At 44.4% G+C, this 22,858-nt stretch carries 19 protein-coding genes; 5 read left to right on the forward strand and 14 right to left on the reverse strand.

Annotation, left to right across the window (positions count from 1 at the left end):
• Window positions 1-108: 108 nt before the first annotated feature.
• From pyrE to CXF58_RS10765, 4 genes are all read right to left on the reverse strand, one after another.
• Window positions 109-840: an orotate phosphoribosyltransferase gene (gene pyrE, locus CXF58_RS10750; RefSeq protein WP_068403780.1), complete on the reverse strand. Its 732-nt coding sequence runs from the start codon at window positions 838-840 to the stop codon at window positions 109-111.
• 76 nt (window positions 841-916) lie between these two features.
• Window positions 917-1,903, reverse strand: coding sequence for a hypothetical protein (locus CXF58_RS10755; protein WP_068403778.1), 987 nt, complete (start codon window positions 1,901-1,903; stop codon window positions 917-919).
• 61 nt (window positions 1,904-1,964) lie between these two features.
• Complete coding sequence (locus CXF58_RS10760; RefSeq protein ID WP_102077487.1) at window positions 1,965-2,822, reverse strand: SDR family oxidoreductase; 858 nt, start codon at window positions 2,820-2,822, stop codon at window positions 1,965-1,967.
• 81 nt (window positions 2,823-2,903) lie between these two features.
• Window positions 2,904-5,165 carry an Lnb N-terminal periplasmic domain-containing protein gene (locus CXF58_RS10765; protein WP_227678601.1) on the reverse strand — a complete coding sequence of 754 codons (2,262 nt, stop codon included), beginning with the start codon at window positions 5,163-5,165 and terminating at the stop codon, window positions 2,904-2,906.
• 208 nt (window positions 5,166-5,373) lie between these two features.
• Between CXF58_RS10765 and ampD the strand changes: the two genes are divergently transcribed.
• From ampD to CXF58_RS10780, 3 genes are all read left to right on the forward strand, one after another.
• Window positions 5,374-5,988 (forward strand): 1,6-anhydro-N-acetylmuramyl-L-alanine amidase AmpD, encoded by a 615-nt coding sequence (ampD, locus tag CXF58_RS10770; RefSeq protein WP_068403774.1) that lies wholly within the window; start codon window positions 5,374-5,376, stop codon window positions 5,986-5,988.
• A 154-nt stretch (window positions 5,989-6,142) separates the two neighbouring features.
• Window positions 6,143-7,693, forward strand: a complete 1,551-nt coding sequence (gene murJ / locus CXF58_RS10775) for a murein biosynthesis integral membrane protein MurJ (protein ID WP_068403772.1) — start codon at window positions 6,143-6,145, stop codon at window positions 7,691-7,693.
• A gap of 143 nt (window positions 7,694-7,836) precedes the next feature.
• The gene (locus CXF58_RS10780; RefSeq protein ID WP_102077488.1) at window positions 7,837-8,484 is read left to right on the forward strand and encodes a hypothetical protein; all 648 of its coding nucleotides are present in this window, start codon (window positions 7,837-7,839) and stop codon (window positions 8,482-8,484) included.
• A 75-nt stretch (window positions 8,485-8,559) separates the two neighbouring features.
• Here CXF58_RS10780 and CXF58_RS10785 read toward each other — a convergent pair whose 3' ends face one another.
• Window positions 8,560-9,201: a GNAT family N-acetyltransferase gene (locus CXF58_RS10785; protein ID WP_102077489.1), complete on the reverse strand. Its 642-nt coding sequence runs from the start codon at window positions 9,199-9,201 to the stop codon at window positions 8,560-8,562.
• A gap of 226 nt (window positions 9,202-9,427) precedes the next feature.
• Here CXF58_RS10785 and ribF point away from each other — a divergent pair, with 226 nt between their 5' ends.
• Window positions 9,428-10,468, forward strand: coding sequence for a riboflavin biosynthesis protein RibF (ribF, locus tag CXF58_RS10790; protein ID WP_102077490.1), 1,041 nt, complete (start codon window positions 9,428-9,430; stop codon window positions 10,466-10,468).
• Between the two features lie 106 nt (window positions 10,469-10,574).
• On the opposite strand, the gene CXF58_RS10795 is transcribed toward ribF, so the two are convergent.
• From CXF58_RS10795 to CXF58_RS10810, 4 genes are all read right to left on the reverse strand, one after another.
• Entirely contained in the window at window positions 10,575-10,814 is a 240-nt protein-coding gene (locus CXF58_RS10795) for a DUF2789 domain-containing protein (protein WP_102077491.1), read from the reverse strand.
• A gap of 224 nt (window positions 10,815-11,038) precedes the next feature.
• Entirely contained in the window at window positions 11,039-12,022 is a 984-nt protein-coding gene (locus CXF58_RS10800; RefSeq protein WP_102077509.1) for a malate dehydrogenase, read from the reverse strand.
• A 463-nt stretch (window positions 12,023-12,485) separates the two neighbouring features.
• Window positions 12,486-13,184: a T2 family ribonuclease gene (locus CXF58_RS10805; RefSeq protein WP_225211620.1), complete on the reverse strand. Its 699-nt coding sequence runs from the start codon at window positions 13,182-13,184 to the stop codon at window positions 12,486-12,488.
• A 388-nt stretch (window positions 13,185-13,572) separates the two neighbouring features.
• Entirely contained in the window at window positions 13,573-15,804 is a 2,232-nt protein-coding gene (locus CXF58_RS10810) for a lytic transglycosylase domain-containing protein (protein ID WP_102077492.1), read from the reverse strand.
• Window positions 15,805-16,222: 418 nt separating this feature from the next.
• On the opposite strand from CXF58_RS10810, the gene miaB reads away from it, so the two are divergent.
• On the forward strand, window positions 16,223-17,731 hold the full coding sequence (gene miaB / locus CXF58_RS10815) for a tRNA (N6-isopentenyl adenosine(37)-C2)-methylthiotransferase MiaB (RefSeq protein ID WP_102077493.1): 1,509 nt from the start codon (window positions 16,223-16,225) through the stop codon (window positions 17,729-17,731).
• 91 nt (window positions 17,732-17,822) lie between these two features.
• On the opposite strand, the gene CXF58_RS10820 is transcribed toward miaB, so the two are convergent.
• The 5 genes from CXF58_RS10820 to CXF58_RS10840 all read right to left on the reverse strand — a co-directional run bounded on the left by CXF58_RS10820 (window position 17,823) and on the right by CXF58_RS10840 (window position 22,839).
• Window positions 17,823-18,059, reverse strand: coding sequence for a hypothetical protein (locus CXF58_RS10820; RefSeq protein ID WP_102077494.1), 237 nt, complete (start codon window positions 18,057-18,059; stop codon window positions 17,823-17,825).
• 48 nt (window positions 18,060-18,107) lie between these two features.
• Complete coding sequence (locus CXF58_RS10825; protein ID WP_102077495.1) at window positions 18,108-19,322, reverse strand: RtcB family protein; 1,215 nt, start codon at window positions 19,320-19,322, stop codon at window positions 18,108-18,110.
• A gap of 795 nt (window positions 19,323-20,117) precedes the next feature.
• Window positions 20,118-20,846, reverse strand: a complete 729-nt coding sequence (locus CXF58_RS10830; protein WP_102077496.1) for a LysE family translocator — start codon at window positions 20,844-20,846, stop codon at window positions 20,118-20,120.
• Window positions 20,847-20,995: 149 nt separating this feature from the next.
• On the reverse strand, window positions 20,996-22,246 hold the full coding sequence (argE, locus tag CXF58_RS10835) for an acetylornithine deacetylase (protein WP_102077497.1): 1,251 nt from the start codon (window positions 22,244-22,246) through the stop codon (window positions 20,996-20,998).
• A 104-nt stretch (window positions 22,247-22,350) separates the two neighbouring features.
• Window positions 22,351-22,839, reverse strand: a complete 489-nt coding sequence (locus CXF58_RS10840; RefSeq protein ID WP_228706600.1) for a nucleoside deaminase — start codon at window positions 22,837-22,839, stop codon at window positions 22,351-22,353.
• Window positions 22,840-22,858 lie beyond the last annotated feature (19 nt).

Below are 22,858 nucleotides of genomic sequence, written 5' to 3' on the forward strand. Positions count from 1 at the left end.
TAATTATTTAAGCAAACATCTCAAAGACATTGAGGACATAGCGTATGGCTCAAATGTCACTTAAACTTTATTTAAACATGACCTGAGTGCAGCCACATTTGCGATAAATTATACGCCGTACTGGGCGCGGTAATGCTGCATTTTTGCAAGCTGGGCAGCATCTTTATCTGTGCTACTTCCTGCTAAGTAGCTGATTAAATCGTCAATATCGACCAAGGCACGTACCGGCACGTCTAGGGTTTCTGCCAACTCTTGAATAGCAGAGCGCTCCGCTAAACCTTTTTCTTTACGGTCAAGCGCAACGATAATACCAGCCACCCTGGCGCCCGCTTGCTCCAAAATCTCAACCACTTCGCGCATTGCCGTACCAGCGGTAATCACATCATCAAGCACCCAGACGGCCTTGCCACTGACATCAGCGCCGACTAAATTACCACCTTCGCCATGGGTTTTGGCTTCTTTACGGTTATAGCCCCATTTAGCATTGATGCCATGGTGTAGCCATAACGCTTGTGCGGTTGCGGCGACAAAGGGTATGCCTTTATAAGCCGCTCCAAAAATGACCAGCTCTTGCTCATTTGTACCATTATCACTAGCTGCCATTTGTTCAGCCATCTTTTCCGCTAAGGCATCGGCATAACCACGGGCTAATAACGATAACATCTCACCTGACGCCAGCAAACCTGCATTAAAAAAGTATGGACTAATACGTCCAGACTTAAGCACAAACTCGCCAAATTTTAAGACCTGATTGTCTAAAGCCAATTGGATAAATTGATGCGATGAAAATGAGGCGTTTTGTGCATGTTGAGCGTTATTAAGCGTGGCGGCATTCAGCATAGGGTCTTCCTATCAGCAAAGAAAAATGAAAATTGAACAATCAAAAAGTTGTGCAAGGCATTATAGTCGCGTCGGCTTAACTTGACCAACCGTTGATATCATAATCTTGCATATTCGCATAACGCGTCAATAATCCGCAGCGCGATGAGATAGTAAAGTAGCATTGCCCATCGTGACTGACTTGTATGTCCCAGCCTAAATGATAGGCAGCAACGATAATATGCCCCGTAAATAAGCGCACTTGACGATAAGCATGGCGCTGTGCGGGCTCAAACACTATTTGACTGAGCAAATAACTACGCAGATGCTGACAAATTTGCGCCGCGCTGTAGCTGTGATTGATGGTTCTGCGCGTACCGCATTGCTTTAAAGCATGGACGGCGACACTACAAGCCATAATATCGGTCGCCAAACTGCCCGCGCCGCTGTCAAATTGCTGCGGCTGCAATACCACTTGCCAATCGTCAGCATAGACGCTATTAAGCAGCTCATCAGGATTATAACGTCTGGTCAATGCTCGTAGGGATTCTGTCTTTAAAGGCTTATTAATATTATTATCAATATTTATGCTATCGACACTCGCAAACCCATAACGTGTCAGCTTTGGGTATGCCTGTAGCGCGCGCTGAATATCTGCCATATCAAGCAACGTCATATCAGTCAATGGCGATAATAACGGCTGATCGCTATGATTGTGATAAAAACTCTCGGGCAACTCAATCAGCTTTGCCGCACTGAGCAGTGATAAATGCTCGGCCAATGCTTCTGAAGCCACTAGCGCCCATTTCGATAAGCGGTCCGTCTTAGGCTGATAAAAACGTGCCGAGCTGCCATATAAGCGGCGCAGCTGACCATTTAAGCGCCGCGCAGGCTCTGGAATATCAGTCAATGGCCGAGCAGGATCGAGTGGCAAACGCTTAGGATCAAAATTAGGATGGACAATCGCCGGCTGCTGACTATTTGCTAAATGAGCGGACTGCTCAGCATAACCTTCTGCAAATTGCTCCTCTGCCATAGAATCAGCACTGGATAAACCATCGTCAGAAGTAGAATGCTGAGTCATAGATGTTCCCTAGGCTTACCAATTTAAAAGATGTAAAAATAAAAGCAATCAAACAGTCATTTTACTTTTGATGTTGTTTTTGCTCTTGATGCTGCAAAATATCTCGATAACCTGCTTGCCAATCAGGATAGTCCAGCCACGCTAACGGAATATTGCTATGCAAACGTTTTCCCGTTACTTTCGTTTTTGAATTATCCATAGCAGGCGGCTTTGCATCTATTTGTTCACTTAACCAAGTGCTCAGCTCAAAAGTGGTGACTGGTGCATAATCAGTAGCGATATAAAGTGGTTTTGGCGTGCCTATGGTCATGACATTGGCAATAATAGTAACCAAATCACGATCCATAATGCGATTGCTCCAGTGCGCTGCTGCCACTGGCTCTTTTTGTTCCTCGCGGGCTTTACGCAGCCGCATCAGGCGCTCGCGTCCATAAATACCACTCGGGCGAATGATAATCGCCTTATTACCGAAACCTTGTTGCAATACTTGTTCTGCTTGCAATATCACTTGCGAAGCTTCACGCTCTGGCGTTACAGGGGCGGTATTTTCATCAATCCATGCGCCATTATCCTGCCCATAGATACCCGTTGATGAGATAAAAACAACGCGCGTAAGGTTGGTTAGTTTATCCGCCAATGTTGCCAAATGCTGGCTGATGGCTAAGTAACTGTCATGATAACCGCTGGTCGAATAGTCATCAGGGGTGACGATAATCGCTATCGCAGTAAAGTCTTGCAGCTGCTCAGCGCTGAGCGTTAACGCATCGGCTTGCAAAAACTTAGCTGAATCATGGATATCATAATGATGACGCTCACGGCGTGCCAGCCCCATGACGTTTAGGCCGTCTTGAGCGAGCTTATTGGTGACGGGTAAGCCGATATCACCTTGACCAATAATTAGTAAATTTTGCGTACTCATCATTTATCCTTTGTTCGATAACTGCTTGTGAGGACTGTCTATTAAAACCTTTATTAATAAAACGGCTTTTCATAAAAGATGCTAAAAATAGCGTCTATACGACAGCTGTATGTCTTCTTTGGCATCGATACGATCTTGCCATTCGTAGTTGGCATTGATACGTAACGCTTGTTTTTTATCAATATCGTATTGCAGCCCTAACGTCGATATCGGCTGCCAATAATGCCCACGGGCATTAGACTCGTCGCTGCTGCCATGATACCAATATGGCAGTTGCAATTCAGCCTGCGCACGTAACTGATTGTTAATCTGATAACGGCAACCAGCATTGACGCCTGCGCCGACACGATAGCCTTTATTAATACCGCGGCCTGCTTGCGCCGTACCTGCCAAGAATGTATAGCATAGCTGCGGCGGCATCTCGCCTGTGCCCGCGCTAGGGGTGCCAAACGCCCATGACCAACCCGTCTCATAGCCCAAACTGCCGACTAAATGATCGCTACCCTCTTGCTGTGAGCCGTCATTTACGCGTGTCGCTTCGATACTTGCGCCCCAGGTTTTACCTTTTTTGGCAGAATTGACTGGATTGAACGAGCGACCGCGCACCAAGGTCACATTTTGCAAGACCACACTACTTGGATGATTGGCCTTATCATTATCGCTGTCATACAGACGCAAGGTTGCAGCCGCGCCTTCTAAATCAAAGAACTGCGGGAAACCTGACGGACGGTCAAGGGTATCGTGATAACCTGCGCGCACGCCTAAATCAATATAATTATTATCACCGCGCTGCCCTAGCCCGATAAATCCCAGTTGCAAGGGATGTCTGTCTATCGGATTGTTATCCGCTACTGTAATAAGCCGTGGGAGCAATGTCTGACCGTCAGCGGCTATGCTTGAGACAGCATTAGACTGAGCAGATTTAATCTCATTCAGCGTCTGCTTAGCACTATTATGATAGCCCAATTGCGCACGCTGCTCTTTAACCTTGTTTAACTGCGCTTGACGCAAGGTGCTATCGGCGGGCGTATAATTGGTGCTGGCAAGTAGATTTTCGCTATCGAGCAATTGCACGACATCTGAGGGAATAACCGCATAAGGTAGGCGGCTTAATAAATGCTGCTGCGGGCGTACTACATCAATCAAGCGTAAAATCTCAGACGCACAGTTATCAGTGGTAAAGTAATATGGCAACTTCAAATCCTTGATCTCCCAAACATGCAGCATAATTTGCTGCACTTCCGCTGGGGTCAAATCCAATTGATAGGTCCACGCATCGCGCTCATCTTCTTGCAGGTATTTCGCCAGCTTCTCCGGATATGGGTCAATTTCAATCAAATTGTCATAACCACCGCTCATCGATTTGATGGCATAGACCAAAAAGTTATCGCTTGAGTCGCCACCTACCGTATAATTTAACGCAACCGCATGATGAATTTGGCTTGGATCGGCAACGCTGGCTTTAGAGTCAATACGCAATAATGTATGAGCAAAGGCTGAAATAGGATTGTCTAAATATTCTTGTGCAAACATAATAGACAGCTGCTCAGGTGCCAGCTTTTGCATCCAGTCATTCAGCTCTGGACAGTCGGTTTGCAAGCCGCTTTTGTCGATATTGAGTGTATCAGTCAGCCATTGTACGCGCGCGGGAAAACGGCATAGTACTGAGCTTTGTACTGAATTTTGAGCGGTAGGATTAGAAAGCTTGCTATTAGCAGTCCTATTATCCGGAGTCGTAGCCATTTCGTCAGCAAGGGCAACGAGCAAGGCATCAAGCTCGGCCGCTGAATCATGCTGTCCATTTTTACTTAAGTAAAATGCATCATCATCAACGATACTGCTGTCTTTTTTCTTGCCGATTAGATTCCTTTGATCATCAAAGAAATATAATAACCGTCGCCATGTTATATGTTGGGCAAGATTTTTTACTTGTGCGTGCGCGCGCCATGATGCTAATAGCTGCTCTGTATCGGCGTTATTAATATTTTTAGTATGAGATGTAGAAGAAGCTACCTCTATCTTTGGGCTGTGACTTTCTTCGATGATATTATTTGTTTCGGCATTTGCTTTGGCAACAATGGGCTTCGTATAAGTCGATAATATTGGCTCAGCATTTTGTGATGTAGTGACCAAGTTGCTATCAATAGTTTCATTGGCATCCAGCGCCAACTCCCCTGTCGTCACAAGAGACGCGGGCGTTGGCAAAAACGCCTGTGCTTGCGCGGTCAGTAGCAGTCCAGCTATGGTAAGCGGCAAATGCGCTCGCCTGCCAATGTTTGTTGGCGTGTTTGTTGGCGTACAATCTAGCGCCAAAAGGTTCGAATATTTTGAATATATGGACATGAGTAACATCTCGCACTGTAGGGGTCAGACGCGTAACGCGTTAGAATTCTATCGAATTATTAGAGTGATATGATGTATCACTGTCTTAAAACATTTTAAACAACTTTTTTTAAAGGTTATTTTTAGTTAAATGCGCCATTTATTGATAATAAAATATAACTAATAGTATTTACTGCGCACTTATTATCACATTATAGAAGAGAGTATTATGTCCATAGCATCGCCAATGACTATCCATGCCGGTCGATTATCCGCTGCGACTTGGCTTGCCTCGCCCAACTTTAATAAACGTCCTGAAAATATCGCGATTGATGCTATCGTTATTCACAATATTAGCTTGCCGCCCAATGAGTTTGGCGCTTGTGATGCTGACGGTCTACATTATGTCAAAGCCTTGTTTACCAATCAATTAGACTGGGAGGCGCATCCATATTTTCAAACTATTAAAGGTGCAGAAGTCTCAGCACATTTATTTATAGAGCGAGATGGCGCGATTACCCAGTTTGTCGATTTTAACGAACGCGCGTGGCATGCTGGGCGCTCCAGCTACTTGGGTCGCCCTGAATGTAATGATTATAGCATTGGCATTGAGCTTGAAGGCTCAGATTTTGTGTCCTTTAGCGCGGCTCAATACGAAACACTTGCCAAAGTTATCGTCGCTATCTATGACGCTTATCCAAAAACTCGTAGGCATCTTACTGGTCATAGTGATATCGCGCCCGGTCGCAAAACTGACCCCGGTGATTATTTTGAATGGACAAAGTTGCGAGAGATGGTTACCCGCCATATTGCAAGTCAGTCATCACTTTACAACCAAGATTGAGTAAACACTCTTATTAAAATTTCTGTAAACGACAGATGTTATTCCACATTCAATCCATTTATCAGGACAATGAAAGTGCTATAATCCGTCAGTTTTTCAACAATGCTACATTAGCAAACAACCATCAGCAAACAAATTAGCAAAATAGGTTCTCATGGCAAAAAGTCGGTTATTTCGTTCAACCATGGTGGTCAGTAGTATGACCATGCTGTCGCGTATCTTAGGTTTGGTGCGTGATGTCGTCTTGTTAGGCGTCTTTGGCGCCGGCGGTCTGATGGACGCCTTTTTGGTCGCCTTTAAGATTCCCAACTTTTTACGCCGCCTATTTGCCGAAGGGGCCTTTAGCCAAGCGTTTGTTCCTGTACTGTCTGAATATAAAGAAAAATATAGTTTAGAGCAGGTACAGATTTTAGTCAGTCGCACGTCAGGGGCGCTATTGCTAGTATTATCAATGCTGACGGTCGTGGTGATATTAATCGCCCCTTGGGTAGTGACCTTATTTGCCCCAGGCTTTGCTGATCAGCCCGATAAATTTGCTATCACTGCTGAATTGCTGCGCCTAACCTTCCCTTATTTATTGTTTATTTCTATGACCGCTTTTGCCAGCGGTATTTTACAAAGCTACGGGCGTTTTGCCGCGCCCGCCTTTGCGCCTGTTTTGCTAAATCTATGTATGATTGGTGGTGCTCTAGTGTTTGCGCCGATGTTTGATGTGCCTATTATGGCGCTGGGTTATTCCGTCGCTATCGCAGGTTTATTGCAGTTATTGATACAACTACCACAGCTCTCGCAACAAAAACTACTGGTCGCCCCAAAAATAGACTTTCAACACGAAGGCGTGCGCCGTATTTTGAAATTGATGCTGCCGGCTATTTTTGGCGTTTCTGTCACCCAGATTAATTTGCTGCTCAACACCGTATTTGCCTCATTAATGATTGGCGGTTCGGTTTCTTGGTTATATGCTGCTGAGCGTATGAGCGAGTTGCCACTTGGCTTAATTGGGGTGGCAATCGGTACGGTTATTTTACCAAGTCTATCGAAAAGTGAAGCGCAAAAAGACGACGTCAGCTTCAAAAAGACCATCGACTGGGCAGCGCGCTTAATTATTTTGGTCGGCGTACCGGCATCGGCAGCACTGTTTATACTCTCTGACGTACTCATGCAAGCGCTGTTTTTACGTGGCGAATTTACCCTACGCGATGCACAAATGAGCTCACTGGCGCTAAAAAGCATGGCAGGCGGCATCTTAGGTTTTATGTTAATTAAAATCTTCGCGCCCGCCTTTTTTGCCCGTCAAGACACCAGAACGCCAGTCAGAATCGGTATTATCTCCGTCTTTGCCAATATGATTTTTAGTGTGATTTTTATCGGTATCTTTTATTTCTTAGATATGCCGCTACATGGTGGTTTGGCATTGGCAACGACGGGTGCGGCATTTGTGAACGCAGGCTTGTTATATTACTTCTTGCATAAGCGCGAGATTTTCCGCTTTGGCAGTCATTGGAAAAAGCTGTTTGGCCAGTTTGGGCTTTCTACCGCCTCTATGGTTGCGGTGCTTTATGTCATGCTGCCCTATTTCCCAACCAATGATGCGCAGTGGAAACGTATCGTTGCGCTGCTGATTATGTGCGTCGTTGGTGCGGTGGTTTATGGCGTCGTGCTACTAGCAACAGGTTTCCGTCCGCGCCAGCTAAAGCATGGTTAAGCACTTATTATTAAGCACTCGTTGTTAAGCACTGAACAACGCTTTAACTTACCAAACCAAAACAAGCTAGGTATGAGAATTGACAGTGAATGCGGCTGATAGTTGCCATAATTACTACTAAATACATAATTTTGGGGACTAACATGACGATTAAATCACCAACTTCACAGACAGCTTTATCAACAACCTTGTCACGCTTACCAAGTTTACTGACTGTTGGCATCCTGTCTACTGGACTACTTTTAAGTGGTTGTAGCAATAATGATAAGGGCGACACTGAGACTGCTGTCAATAATAATGAAGACACTACAGCAATCACTGAAACATCTAATGACACTGTGGCTGACGAAGCAAAATCATTGGGTACGGATAATATGAGTGAAGATGCGCAAGTAACAGATAGCACTCAAGATAAAACCATCATCACGAGCGATAATATCAATCCAGTAACTGCTGATAGTAAGCAAAAAAGCTTGGTGACCAATCCAACTCAAAATGGCACGCCAGAAGATACGGTTAAAAAAGCATTAGACAGTTTGTATTATGGCGACGCTAAACAAGCTGCAACGTATTATAAAGTCGACATGGCGAACTTTGAGGAAGAGCTTGCCAAAACGCAATCCGCATTTCAGCAAACCGTTGATGGTGTGACTTTTACTGATACTAAATACAACGATGATAAAACCCGTGCAACCATCACTGGTGAGATTATGTTAAGAGGTCAAAGTAAGCCTGCGCCATTGACTTATGAGCTACAAAAAATCGACGGCAAATGGAAGATTTTAGGATAAGGTATCTGACTGCTCTTCGTTAAATATCTTTTATCTGGCATGGTTACTGGTCACTGCTATCTTCATTAGTCATCGCTATTTTAATTGGTCATTACTATCGGCAATGACCGCTTTACCAAGCATCACGACATCGGCAATAAAACCCTCCATATCACAAACCTTTGGCATATAGCCCCACTGCTCAAAGCCAAGTTTACGGAACAATCCTAAGCTTGGCTGATTGTGCGCAAAGATAAGCGCAACCACGTTATGGATACCTAAGCTCGGCGCTTGCGTCAGCATCCAGCGGGTCAAAAAGCTGCCCAATCCTTGACCATGATACTCTTGATGTAAGTAGATACTAATCTCCGTGCTGATATGATAAGCGGGCCGTGTATATAAATCGCTAAAGCTGCCCCAAGCGACGATTGGCGATACCGTTTCTTCGACACTTACCTTTGCATCTTCAACCACAGCTCTAACAATATAAATAGGTCGCGTGGCACTATTTATATGCTCATCAAACCAACCTTGCCGCTCTGCGCAAGTCACGGGTGTGAGATTAGCGGTTGCTTGCTTGCCGGCGATACTTTGGTTATAAATGGCTAAAATTGCGGGTAAGTCGTCTTGACTGGCGAGCTGCACTATAAAGCGCTCGTTAAGTTTATAGACGGCTGATGTAGGCTGTATAGAGTCATAGCCATTATCATAATCAGTCGTAGAGACAGCAGCAGGCATAGCGTTTCCATCATGAATATTCATAGATAATAATAAAAATAGGGATAAGTGATTAATAGACGTTTAGCTGTTAGCATGGTTGTTTGATTAACAACAGACTATAGGATGTTAGTAGGGCTATTTTACTTTATAATGGCTGCTTTTAGACACATCTGTTTTAAAAGTTTGTTTTAGTCGCGGTGTGTTTTTCATTTTTTATTGGTCTTATCTATCATAGCTGACATTTATGAACACCTATTTTCTTGAGCAACTGATGGCGTTGCCAAACGCTTTACCGGCCGATAGCAGCCCAGTAGCGTTGCCGCCCTGCGTACTGACTATTGGTAACTTTGATGGCGTCCATTTAGGTCATCAAGCGATGCTGTCGCAAGTGCGTGAGCTTGCCAAAGCGCAAAATCTTGGCTCGGCTGTCATGATATTTGAGCCGCAACCGCGTGAGTTCTTTGCGCCAGCGACCGCGCCTGCTCGCCTCACCAATCTTGCCGAAAAGCAAGCTTTGCTGGCAGAATACGGCATCGAGACGCTGATTGTTGCCAGCTTCGATAGCGATTTTCGCTCGCTATCAGCGCAGGCATTCGCCGATATTTTGGCACTGCGCCTAAATGTCCAAGCCTTGGTATTGGGTGATGACTTTAAATTTGGTCATGACCGTACTGGTGACAGTCAGTTTCTACGCGATTATGGCTTAGAGGTGACCAATCTGCACACCGTTATCGATGATAAAGGTAAAGGCGCGCGCATTAGCTCGACGCGTATCCGAGACTTATTGATGGCAGGCGATATCGATGCGGCTAACGCCCTACTGGGTCGTGATTATGCGATGACAGGCGTCGTCATTGGTGGTGATAAAATCGGTCGTACCATGGACTTCCCTACTGCAAACGTTGATTTAAAACGCATTAAACCTGCCTTACATGGTATTTTTGCTGTCGATGTTGTTAGTCTCGATGACAATGGCAATGTCATACCAGATGGTCTAACCGCACTCACTGATAATGAAAACTCAGGAGTGAAAGGTCTACGTCCGCATAGCTTATTTGGTACTGCCAATCTTGGTATCAGACCGTCGGTAGATAAAGAACATGATTGGCGCTTAGAAGTACACTTTCCTAAGCTGCAAGCAGACTTATACGGCTTAACCTTGCAGGTACGCTTTTTGCATTATTTGCATGGTGAGCGCCATTATGAAAGTTTAGAGGCGTTAAAAGCAGGCATTCATAATGACGTGATTGATTTACTTGAATGGCGTGCTCAGCAGCCTGATTAAATAGATAGCTATCATTATCAGACCGATAATAAAAAAACCCACAGCGTTCATAACGTTTGTGGGTTTTATTTACGGTACTACTTTTTATGTCTATACTTTATTATTTTTAGGCTTCAGGATGTAAACGTACATTTAATTCGTCAATAGTCTCTACCCAAGCCGCATCCTTAAACCATTCTTCTTTTAAAAAAGCGCGTTGATTGTCGTTCCAAATATGCGCATCGGTGAGCTCTTCTTCTTTGGCCAATTTATTCTTTTCAATAAATGCATCTATTGCTTCATCTGAGCTATCCAGCCCCAATTGCGCAAAAAGTTCATTCATACTATATTCTGGTTCACCCAACATACCTTTTCTCCTTAAATGATACAGATTTAATTGTGTTTATTGTTTGGATTTACCACTTTATTGTAGCAAGCTTTATTTGAATAGCTGTAAATCAACGTTTAGCTAACGTTATCAATTGTATTGTCTATTATTTAAGCCACAAAAAAGCCCTCTAATAAGAGGGCTTTTTAGCTTAACGATTATTTAGCTTCATGCTTATATATTAGCTTTAGCAAATTGATTGCTTAAGGAAGCAGGTGTGCTACGGCATCACGCTCTTCGCTAAGCTCTTGCTCGGTGGCTGCCATTTTCTCTTTTGAGAAATCAGATGAGACATCAACGCCGTCTACGATAGACCAGTCGCCATTCTTGCAAGTCACTGGGAATGAGTAGATTAAGCCTTCAGCAATACCGTATTCGCCGTTTGAGTAAACGCCCATAGAAACCCAATCGTTCTCATCGCTACCAAGAGCCCACGTACGCATATGCGCGATGGCAGCGTTGGCAGCAGAAGCGGCAGATGACGCACCGCGAGCTTTGATGATAGCAGCGCCGCGTTGTTGTACTTCTGGGATATAGGTGTTTTCGTACCAATCACGGTCAACCAAATCTAACGCTGGTTTACCGTTAACAGTCGCAGCCGTTAGGTCTGGGTACTGAGTTGATGAATGGTTGCCCCAGATAATCATTTTTTTCACGTCATTGACAGTGCTGTCTGTTTTACCAGCCAACTGGGCGATGGCACGGTTGTGGTCTAGGCGCGTCATAGCAGTGAAGTTGCGTGGATCTAGGTCTGGTGCATTGCGCTGAGCAATAAGAGCGTTGGTGTTGGCAGGGTTACCGACCACCAATACTTTTACGTCACGGCTAGCAACATCGTTCAATGCTTTACCTTGCGCTGAGAAAATCGCCGCGTTGGCTTCTAGCAAATCTTTACGTTCCATGCCTGGGCCACGAGGACGCGCGCCAACCAATAGTGCATAGTCGACGTCTTTAAAGGCAACAGTTGCATCATCAGTTTGCACGATGTCTGCCAATAATGGGAATGCACAGTCTTCTAATTCCATGACCACACCCTTTAGGGCGTCAAGAGCTGGCGTGATTTCAAGCAATTGCAAGATAACTGGCTGATCTTTACCTAGCATTTCACCAGATGCAATACGAAATAACATAGCATAGCTGATATTACCAGCGGCACCAGTGACGGCAACACGTAAAGGCTGTTTCATTGACATTGAATACTCCCTAATTATAGATTAGATAATTCACAATTCTAATGGATGGTTGTAATAGATGGTTTTGATTGATGAATATCGTTTGAGATAGCGACCTGCTCGCTGAATATAGCAGTCATAAACCGTTCACTAGTGTAGCACCTCAGCCTATTAACCGTCTAGAGAAAGCGCGAACGCGTTTGCGGACAATACAAATTATATTGTTACATTTTATACAGATAGATAATGAGATTTTTGGCACAACATTAGAGGAATAAGGCGTTAGAGGAACTTCAAGAAAGGTGCAAAAGAAGTATTAAAAGACGACGAAAAAGCGTTTTAGACAGAATAATGGCTAAGATTTTGAGGGAGTTATAAGAAAAATTGCCTATATTTTTGCCATTTGTACTTTACTGTTTTATTCATTAAAGGCAGAAAGAAGGTGGTTAATGCGCAATAACTCAATGTCAAAATAGAATTATTTTCCGCCTGAAATAATAAACTTACTACCGCAGTTGTCGACGACATTGCTACAAGTGCCGAATGAGCTGCCTTCATAACATACGTGCACATCAGTCAATACCATTTGCCGGCGCGTGCCTACCTGACAAATCAAATCCACGCTATTCGCTGACATACCATTATTCAAGCGGGTCATCTGACCGACAAAGCGCGATTTTAACACCGTATAGCTGTTGCCTGTATTTAACTCATTCGGTAGCTTTAAGTCGCCAGCATAATTGGTAATTTGGCGAAAATAACTACTGGCGCTAAGAGGGCTACAAGCGCCATAGCGTTGCCATGCTTGGGTACGCACCGTGGTATCAGGCATGATACGGTTGACAACTTTTAATTGTAAGGGCGTCAAGCGTGGCTCACTGCCACGGCCGCAGCGCTCGCCATAGCCCATATCGAGACCTGAAACGGTAAGCGAATAGCCTTCTAAACACTGACGCATACGTGCGCGCGTTGGCTGTAAGCTACATAACGCTGGCGTCATCTCAATCATCAACACTCGCTGACCCGGTTTACTGGCATTCGCCGCTTGGGCTGGCAGCGTTATTGCACCCTGCAACAATAGCAAAGCGCTTATACCAAGTGCAGCATTACCTTTATTGTCATACTTTGTACGTAACCAATATTTATGAAAATGCTCTGATAGCGCTGTCTTTGACATCGAGCCCACCTTTGTCTGAAGAGTTAATTGACGCTTAGCTTGCGACGATATGGGCAACTTGAAATATTTTTTAATCATAAGAAGTTAAAGCATCTAGCAATGACGAATAGGAGCTTTTAGGATTCATTAATTTCCACAATCCAAACTAAGACACTGATCACATTAGGTCGCTCGAAAGTATTTAGCCTTCTGGGAGTGAGTCCGCAGGCTGGGAGTGAGCCAACAGAAAATTCAGACGGAAACTCAAACAATGGTAGCAAATTGCTTTTTTTAATCTATAGCAGAAACGTAAACATGGATTTGTGAAGCGATTACTGCTGTTAAACTAGCGCCATAAAAAAGCCATTAACAGCGAGCAATTAATGGCTTTTTAAGAAAACAAAGAGAATTAGAAGGCGGCGGGAATGGTTCCCATGCGCTGACTGATAGGCTGACCGCGACCTAGCAAACTGCTATAGATGGTGGCGTTTTCCATTACATGCTTGACGTAATTGCGCGTTTCAGGAAAGGCAATCGACTCGACATATTGGTCGGCCGCAAGTGAGCCATAAACTGGCTGCCAACGTTTGGCATTGTTGGGTCCGGCATTGTAACCCGCTGTGGCCAAAACTGGCTGGCTGTTCAATTTACCAAAGATATCGCCCATATACCAGGTGCCATAACGGATATTGGTATCGCCACTATTGGCACGGCTGGCGCTATAAGTTTCGCCCAAATTACGTGCGATATATTTAGCGGTATCAGGCATGACTTGCATTAGCCCGCTCGCGCCAACGTTTGAGCGCGCCGACGAGACAAAACGACTCTCTTGACGCATGATGCCATACGCCCATGCCGGATCGATACCAGCCGATTGACTATGGCGCACGACCGCCGATTGGTGCGGCATCGGATGTGATAGAGCCAAGTTATTTACCGTATCAGTATTATCAATGGCATAAATTGCTCGATCGAGCCAACCGATATCATAGGCTTGACGCGCGGCCGCAATAATCAAATTATTATCGCGATTGTCACGTGCTTTTTTCACCGCCCAGTTCCACTCGCGATTGGCATAAGCGCGGCTGGCATCGGCATTATATAGAGCAAACGCCCGTGCAAAGTGCGGGTTTTGCATGACGCGGGCGCGCTCAGTGCTACTAACGTTAGGCAAATTACTGCCACCTAAGCGGCTGGCATCAAAACGTTGACCGACTTTATCCTTGGCCATCAAACCATAGTATTCATTGCTTTTTGCAAGATTTTGATACATTTTTTTGGCAGTGTTGCGTTTGTTGGCATCACTTGATTGCTCATAAGCACGCGCCAACCAATATTGCCATTGATTGGTTTTTTGCGTTTCAGCATCCATTTTCGAGATGGCTTCGACCACATCATCCCAACGACTAAAACGAATCGCCGCCATGGCATAATATTCGGCTTCTTCAAAGCTAAAATCATTATCTAAGCTATTACGGAACCAATCGACCGCTTCCACATTAAAACCATCGTCAGTATTGTGGTTCATACGCTGAACGCCAAGAATGCGATAAGCATAGCGACGGGTGTCATCGTTTAATAACTTCGCTGCACGCTGATTGTCTTGTTTCACATCAAAATCTAATTGTAGCGCTGCCTCACGGTAGGACTTTTCTGCCAAGCGCCCCATGGCATACAAATACAGATATTGATTCATCTGACTGTTTGGCTCGCGAGCAAAACGGCTAAAAAATGCTGAGGGATTGAGCTGAATTTCACTTAACGACGAGTAAGGAATCGGTGTACCCAACTTTGATGACAAAGCCATAATGTCGCCGGTCTTGCCTTTACGCAGCATACGTTTAAGGCGCGATACCCTATCTTGATTGCTAATCAGCGCATTATTATTCATCTCTAGCGCCAATTGATCGCACAGCGCTGGCTGTTTTTTGGTGGTTAGCCAGACATCGGACTTGGCCGCCATCGCGCGCATGCTATCGCCGCCATTGTTAAAGCCAAGGGCAACGGCGCACTTTTCACTGTCATCAGCATTGGTAATGAGATTTGCCACTTGGCGTACGGCGGCATAATCATTGGAACCCGCTTTGGTTTCTGCAAAATCGGCAACCAGCTTTTCTGCCATTACCGTCTCTGGATACTGACGGGCAAACTGTGTAACCGCCGCTGGGCTTTGTGAGTTTAGGTCCAAGTTCATACGCCAATAAGGCGGATACATAGCAAATAAACCGCCACTCATCTCCTGCCCATAATTATAAAGCGCGTTGACATCACCGCGTTCTGCGGCGATAGCTGCTGCTGTAAATGAGCTTGCGCCACTATCGGCTTGGTAACCGCTGTTTGCTTGATAATTGCTGTTTGGCTGTGAGCTTGGCGCTTGATAGTTATCAGGTTGATAGCTTTGTGGTTGATAGTTGTCCGGTTGGTAGCTGCCTTGTTGCGGATAACTATTGACATTACTACTGGTATTATTACCCCAAGTAAGCTCAGCATAAGCCCCTTGCGACAATACCAGCGCGCCCATCGCCGTTGCCACACTCAGCACACTGGTTTTTAGCATCGTTGTTTTATGGTTTTTAGGCATATGATTTTGATAATTGGCATCTTTATCCTTGATACTTTGAGCAACTTGCGGCTTTGACATACGGACTCTCTTTATAATAAGTCTAAATAATTTGGCTAAATAAACAGTTTAAGTCTAGGCTTGAAATGAGATTTTTCACCCTGCTTAAAACGCTCATTTAAACAATAGTGCGGATATGGTTGTCTGCATCATACTATACTCGTTGCACATTCAACCATCAGCTTTACTTTTCGTTAATAAATTGGATAGCCATGCGTAACACAAAGGTGTTACGGCGCTTTTACTAGGCTTAATTGTGCTAAAAGCCTTTATCTGAGTGATGGTAATAGATAAGCAATTGATACTATTATAAATAATCAAATGGTGTCAACAGTTTAAGCCCATGCTAACTTTTCACATTGATGCCAGATTATGATAAAATACGCCACCGGTTAATCGCCTACCTCGCTATATTTTTAGTCAATCATGGACTTCGCTTATGAGTGTTACTGTATTTAATCCCCGCATCGATGACGCTGCTGTTGAGAACAGGGTTACTGCGCCTGCCGTTACGGCACTCGAAGCGTCAAACTCTGTTCAAGCGTTTACTGCCCAAACTCCAGTCAATGGCAGTGGTACGCCGAAAAAAGTCTTTGTTACCACTCAAGGCTGTCAGATGAACGTCTATGACTCTGGCAAAATGCTTGATGTATTGGGCGATTCACACGGTATGGAAGTCACCCACAATATCGACGAAGCCGATGTGCTACTAATGAATACTTGCTCAATTCGCGAAAAAGCGCAAGAAAAAGTGTTTTCAGAATTGGGGCGCTGGCGCAAATTGAAAGAAAAACGCCCTGATCTGGTTATCGGTGTTGGCGGCTGCGTGGCCTCGCAAGAAGGCGATAATATCCAAAAACGCGCGCCTTACGTGGATATGGTTTTTGGGCCACAAACCTTACACCGTCTGCCAGAGCTGTATGACCAGTCGCATGAGCAACGTTCTATCTCGCCTAAAAACCGTATCGGTACGGTGGATGTGTCATTCCCAAGTATCGAAAAGTTTGATTTTTTACCAGAACCAAGAGTAGAAGGGTTTAAAGCCTTTGTATCTATCATGGAAGGTTGCTCAAAATATTGCTCATTTTGCGTGGTGCCTTATACGCGCGGAGAAGAATTGTCGCGTCCGCTTGATGATGTCTTGGCAGAGATTGATAGCCTCGCTGCCCAAGGTGTGCGCGAAATTAATTTACTGGGTCAAAACGTCAATGGCTATCGCGGCGAAAAAGACGACGGCAGTATTTGCCGATTCGCTGAGCTCTTGCATTATGTCTCGCATGTCGATGGTGTCGAGCGCATTCGCTATACCACCAGCCATCCGCTAGAGTTCACCGATGATATTATCGATGCTTATGCCAAGTTGCCAGAGCTGGTGTCACACCTGCATCTACCGGTTCAAAGTGGCTCAAATGCTATTTTGGCGGCGATGAAACGCAACCATACCATTGATGTTTATATCAATCAGATTAATAAGCTCAAAGCCATACGCCCTGACATTCACCTATCGAGTGACTTTATCATTGGCTTCCCTGGCGAGACTGATGAGGACTTTCAAGATACCTTAAACTTGGCAAAAGAATTAAACTTCGATCACTCTTATAGCTTTATCTATTCTAAGCGTCCGGGCACACCAGCCGCAGAATTGCCTGACGATGTGAGTTTCGCAACCAAAAAAGCACGCTTGGCAGAATTTCAAAAGGTTATTATCGATTCAACCCTTGCCAAAACCCATGAAATGGTCGGCACTACCACTCGCGTCTTGGTCGAGCAAGTGGCCAATCGTCATCCTGATTGCTTAATCGGCACAGCAGACAATACCCGTACCGTGATGTTCCCTTTTGACGTTGATAAAGTAGATGAACTACTGGGTAAAATCGTCAGTGTACGCGTGACCGATTTTGTCAGTCCGCATATGGTAAAAGGCGAGCTTATCGAGGTATTGGCTTAACCCTTTATAAAAAACTGTATAAATAAAAAAGCCGCTCTCTATTTAAGTAGGGAGCGGCTTTTTTGTGCGTGGATGTTAAAATTGATTGTCTTTACTGCGATAACCAATCGGTCTTCCGCAATTGCTGCTTGGTTTCGCGGCGACGTTTTTTGCGCACGATATCAATATCTTCTTTTCCATGAATACCGCCTTTTTTGAGCAGTGGATTTAGCGCCAGATAATTTCGCGGTTTTATAGCACCAAGTAAGTTTTGATTGGCTGTGGCATCTTGCTGTTCCAGCTGCCGTTCAATCTGTTTGGCCTTTTTTAAGGTTTGTTTTAAGCTCATATTGTTACCTATATTTTTAATATCTCTAAATCTGTTTTGCAAAACCAACTAACCCTTAATGCACATGACCTGTTTAAGCGTATGCACCACTTCGACTAAGTCGGCTTGGTTGGCCATCACTTCTTCAATGTCTTTATAAGCACCGGGTATCTCGTCGATGACCCCTTTGTCCTTACGGCACTCAACGCCTTCGGTTTGCGCTTTGAGCTCATCAATGGTAAATGCCCGTATGGCTTTGCCTCGGCTCATTTGTCGCCCTGCGCCATGCGAGCACGAGCAAAACGACTCATCATTGCCAAGACCTCGGACGATAAAGGATTTTGCGCCCATAGAACCGGGAATAATCCCCAGCTCACCTTGGTAGGCACTGATAGCGCCTTTACGCGTGACATAGACTTGCTCACCAAAATGCATCTCTTCGTTGACGTAGTTATGATGGCAATTGATGGCTTCTTTGGTCAGCTGAAAACGTGGCAACCCCGCTTGTGGTGACTGCATGGCTTTAATGACCAAACGCATCATCTCACGGCGGTTTTCTAGCGCATAATCCTGCACCCAGCCTACCGCCTCAACATAATCAGCAAAACTATCAGAGCCTTCAGCAAAGTAAGACAAATCCCGATCTGGCACATGACCAAAGCGCGATTGACGCTCTTTTTTGGCAAGATTAATAAAGTACTGACCAATACAATTACCAATGCCGCGACTACCAGAATGCAGCATGACCCAGACATCATTGTTTTCATCTAAGCACAGCTCAATGAAATGATTGCCACCACCCAATGTGCCAAGTTGCTTTGCCCACGTACGCTCAAAGCCTTTGAGCATCTTGAGCAAACCTGGATGCTTATCAGTAATCGGTTTTAAGCGTTTACCTAACGGATCAAGCGTTGAGTTTTTGGCTTGGATTTGTTTGTGCATATTAAAGCCAACTGGCACTTGCTGCTCCACTACTGAGCGTAATGCCCTTAAACTATCAGGTAAATCGCTTGCCGTCAGAGACAAACGCACCGCGTTCATACCGCAGCCAATATCAACACCGACTGCAGCCGGAATGATGGCGGATTTGGTTGGAATCACACTTCCAACGGTAGCGCCTTTGCCAACGTGTACATCAGGCATCACCGCGATATGCGAATGTACAAACTCCAGCTGAGCCAAATTACATAACTGCTGCATCGCCTCTTGCTCAATATCCGTGGTGTAAATCTTGACCGGTACGCCAGATTTACTATTTTCATTTAATACTAATTGAATACTCATAATATATTATTTCCATTTTATTATTTTAATCACCATACAAAATATATTTTAATTTACCTATTCTGTTAACTTTATAAGTTACTTATTGATTACCATTAAGTAAAACACTCAATAAGTTATTTTTCATAAGAAATAGACAATAAAATACTGCTTCTTTATTAATTAAAAAATCAATAAAAATGTATGATTAATTTATGATGGACGTTTTAAAAAGAAGTTTTACGCTACCAAAATATTCAGCTTAAAAATGAAAGCTTAGATAGCACACACATAAATAGTTATTTACTAAATAATAGCGTGAGCTGAGCGAGAATATTAGTGATAATAGTAAGGTAGAATTTCGAATAAACAGCTAATAGCAAACGCGAAAATGCCGTGCACGATTACGAGCTATGTTGACATAGCGCACTTAGAAGAGGGATAGAGTGAGTAGATATAGAAGGCTATGCGTTGATATCAATAAACAAGATATCACTCAATAGCTTATATATAGATTCAGCCAAACCTTTTCGAAGTCGTCATTGCTGTCATGCAGTTTATACGTTCAATCTTTGAAAACGTCTTAATGTTTAAATAGGACACGATGATTCCTCCGTAGGTTGTGGCCAATGTCAGAGCAACAATAGCAGATTAATTGGGATAATGTAGCACCTATGAAAGATAAGCGCTATAAACCAATGGGATAATAATAACGATTTAACAAATAAAGTCAATAATTAATTTAATTATATAAAAATTTTCTAGAAAACGTATCACTTTTTAAAAAATCACGTTAAACATAAACTTGATTAATTCCTAAGCCAAGAAACTATTTAACACCTCAGCCAATAACGCCGCGGCAATTAAAATAAATATCACCCCGCAACCGCGATTGAGCCATGCCAAACGCTCACCAACATCAAGCCAACCAGCCAGCTTTTTACCGCCAATGGTATAAATCAGCTGCCAAATCGTCTCGCTCAAAAACAACCCACAAGTCAGCATAATATACTGCGGCCACAGCGGCGCGCTAAAATTGATAAATTTGGGAAAAAAGGCGGCAAAAAACAATATCGCTTTTGGATTAGACAGTGACACCCACATGCCCGTTCGAAACAATAACCAATCGCTAGGCGGCGCTTTAACAGCAGCGCTCGAAAGCGAGCGCGGCATAGGCTTATCTGCCATTTCTGTAGTCGTATTTAGCTCTTTATTAACTTCTGTACTCAGCTCGCTGGCATCACTCATCAAGTTGCTACTGGCACTATCGCGCCACGATGCAACACCCAGATAAATAAGGTAAATCGCACCAACGGTCTTAATCACTGTTAATAACCATGGCGATTGACGGCTGATAACATCGAGTCCAAGGAGCGTTGACAGCAGTAAAATAAACAGCCCAAGGCTTAAACCTGCTAGCGTCCATAAGGTACGCTTGACGCCATAATTAAGGCCGTACTGAAAGGCCAGTAGCATGTTTGGACCGGGGGTCGCTGAGATAAAAAACGTACTTGCAAAAAATACCGCAAACAGATGCCAAGACATCAACGAACCCCTACTTTTTTATAAAAATTTAAATAATGCGTGTACCATGTTGAAAAGCATACGCCATGTTGAAAAAATAAACACCGCCATAGAGACGGTGTATGTCATGCGCATCTATATTGCAATAAAATTGCTTGTTGGCTATTTTATCAATTAATAGCACAGCTGTTTAGCAGCTTTTGTAAAAACTCATCACAACGTGCCATTTCACTTAACGCGACATATTCATCGGCTTTATGCGCTTGCTCAATGCTACCAGGACCGCAAATAATCGTTGGGATGCCGCTATTAGTAAACTGACCGCCTTCAGTTGCATAAGCGACTTTATGACGTGTATCGTCACCGGTCAGAGCGATAATTAATGCTTGTAGCTCAGCGCTGTCGCTATCGGTCATCGCTGGCACACTTTCTTCTTGTAGCAGCTCAATGCCAGTATCGGCAGCACGTGCTTGCATTTGAGCGCTGAGCTCTGCAACTTTTGCCGCAATCGGTACGAGGATATCGTCTTGTGTCATATGCGGTAGATTACGATAATCAAAGGTAAATTCACACAGATTAGGGACGATATTGGTCGCGGTGCCGCCTTGTATGGTGCCAACAGACAATGTCGAATAAGGCACATCAAACAGCGCATCGTTATCGCTTCGATGACTAATCTCTTGGGCCAATTCATCGACATAACCAATCAAACGACTGGCATAGCTAATGGCGTTGACACCTTGGGCAGTCAATGACGAATGCGCAGACTTGCCATGAACACGGCAACGGTAAACCGCGATGCCTTTATGCGCTACTACCATCGTCATGTTAGTCGGCTCGCCAACGATACAGTAATCAGGCGTAATACCGCGCGCTTTCAAATCTGCCAAAAGTAGCGGAGCGCCCAAGCAGCCCACTTCTTCATCGAACGACAATGCCAAATGCAATGGGCGACGCAATTGACCTGCGTTAGAGAGTTTTACCGCTTGCGGCAATAGTGTCAGCGCACAAGCAATAAAACCTTTCATATCGCAAGCACCGCGACCAAAAATCTTGTCACCACGAATGGTCGCGGTAAACGGCTCCGACGTCCAGTCTTGCCCATCGACAGGCACGACATCGGTATGACCCGATAGTACCAGACCATGATTCACTTCATCGGCGTCTTTTCCCGCTGGCACCGTAACGAATAAATTGGCTTTATTTTTAGTATCATTAAAGGTTAAATCTACCGTTAAGCCCAATTGCTCGCAATACGCTTTCACATCGTCAATCAACGCTAAGTTTGAATGGCGACTGACCGTATCAAACGCAATTAATCTTGTTAGCCAGTCAATACTGTCATTTGGATAATTGCCAATAGAATAATGAGTATTGGGCGTTTCTCGTTCTGCAACGTTATCGTAATTTTTTAGCGTCATAAGACTTCCTTATCGTACTAAGATAAAAAGGCACAGCTTTTTTAATAAGCGTAATAATGAAGACACGCCCTAGCCTTTTTAAGCAGATTTTTTATTTAAGTTTTTTACTTATTTTTTTGAAATGAGCGCTGCTGTAGGGCTCTGATTTCTTCATCTAAACCGGCAATCGGACCTTCGACGGGCACATTCGGTGCGACTTCTTGGATACTTAATGAATGGATGGGCGATGTTGAGCTCACACCCATCTCGTCCATCCATTTACCGAGCTGTTTTGATGAGCTGATATAGACAATACGACCCAGACCAGCCCACGCATGTGCCGCTGAGCACATGGCGCAATGCTCACCCGAGGTATATACCACGGCTTTTGCCCGCGCCTCAGGGGTCATATTTTGAGCGGCCCACTTGGCGACAGCAATTTCAGGATGGTAAGTCGCATCAACCGTATTGGCACGATTACGATCTTCACATAATATAGTGCCATCACCATCGACCAACACGCTACCAAACGGCGCATCGCCCGCCTCTAATGCTTCAACAGCAAGCTCAATGCAGCGGCGTAAATAAACCATCTCATTATCAGTAGTCATCATATCCCTTTTATTATTTTGG

This window comes from Psychrobacter sp. Sarcosine-02u-2 (assembly GCF_002836335.1).
Lineage (GTDB): Bacteria > Pseudomonadota > Gammaproteobacteria > Pseudomonadales > Moraxellaceae > Psychrobacter > Psychrobacter faecalis.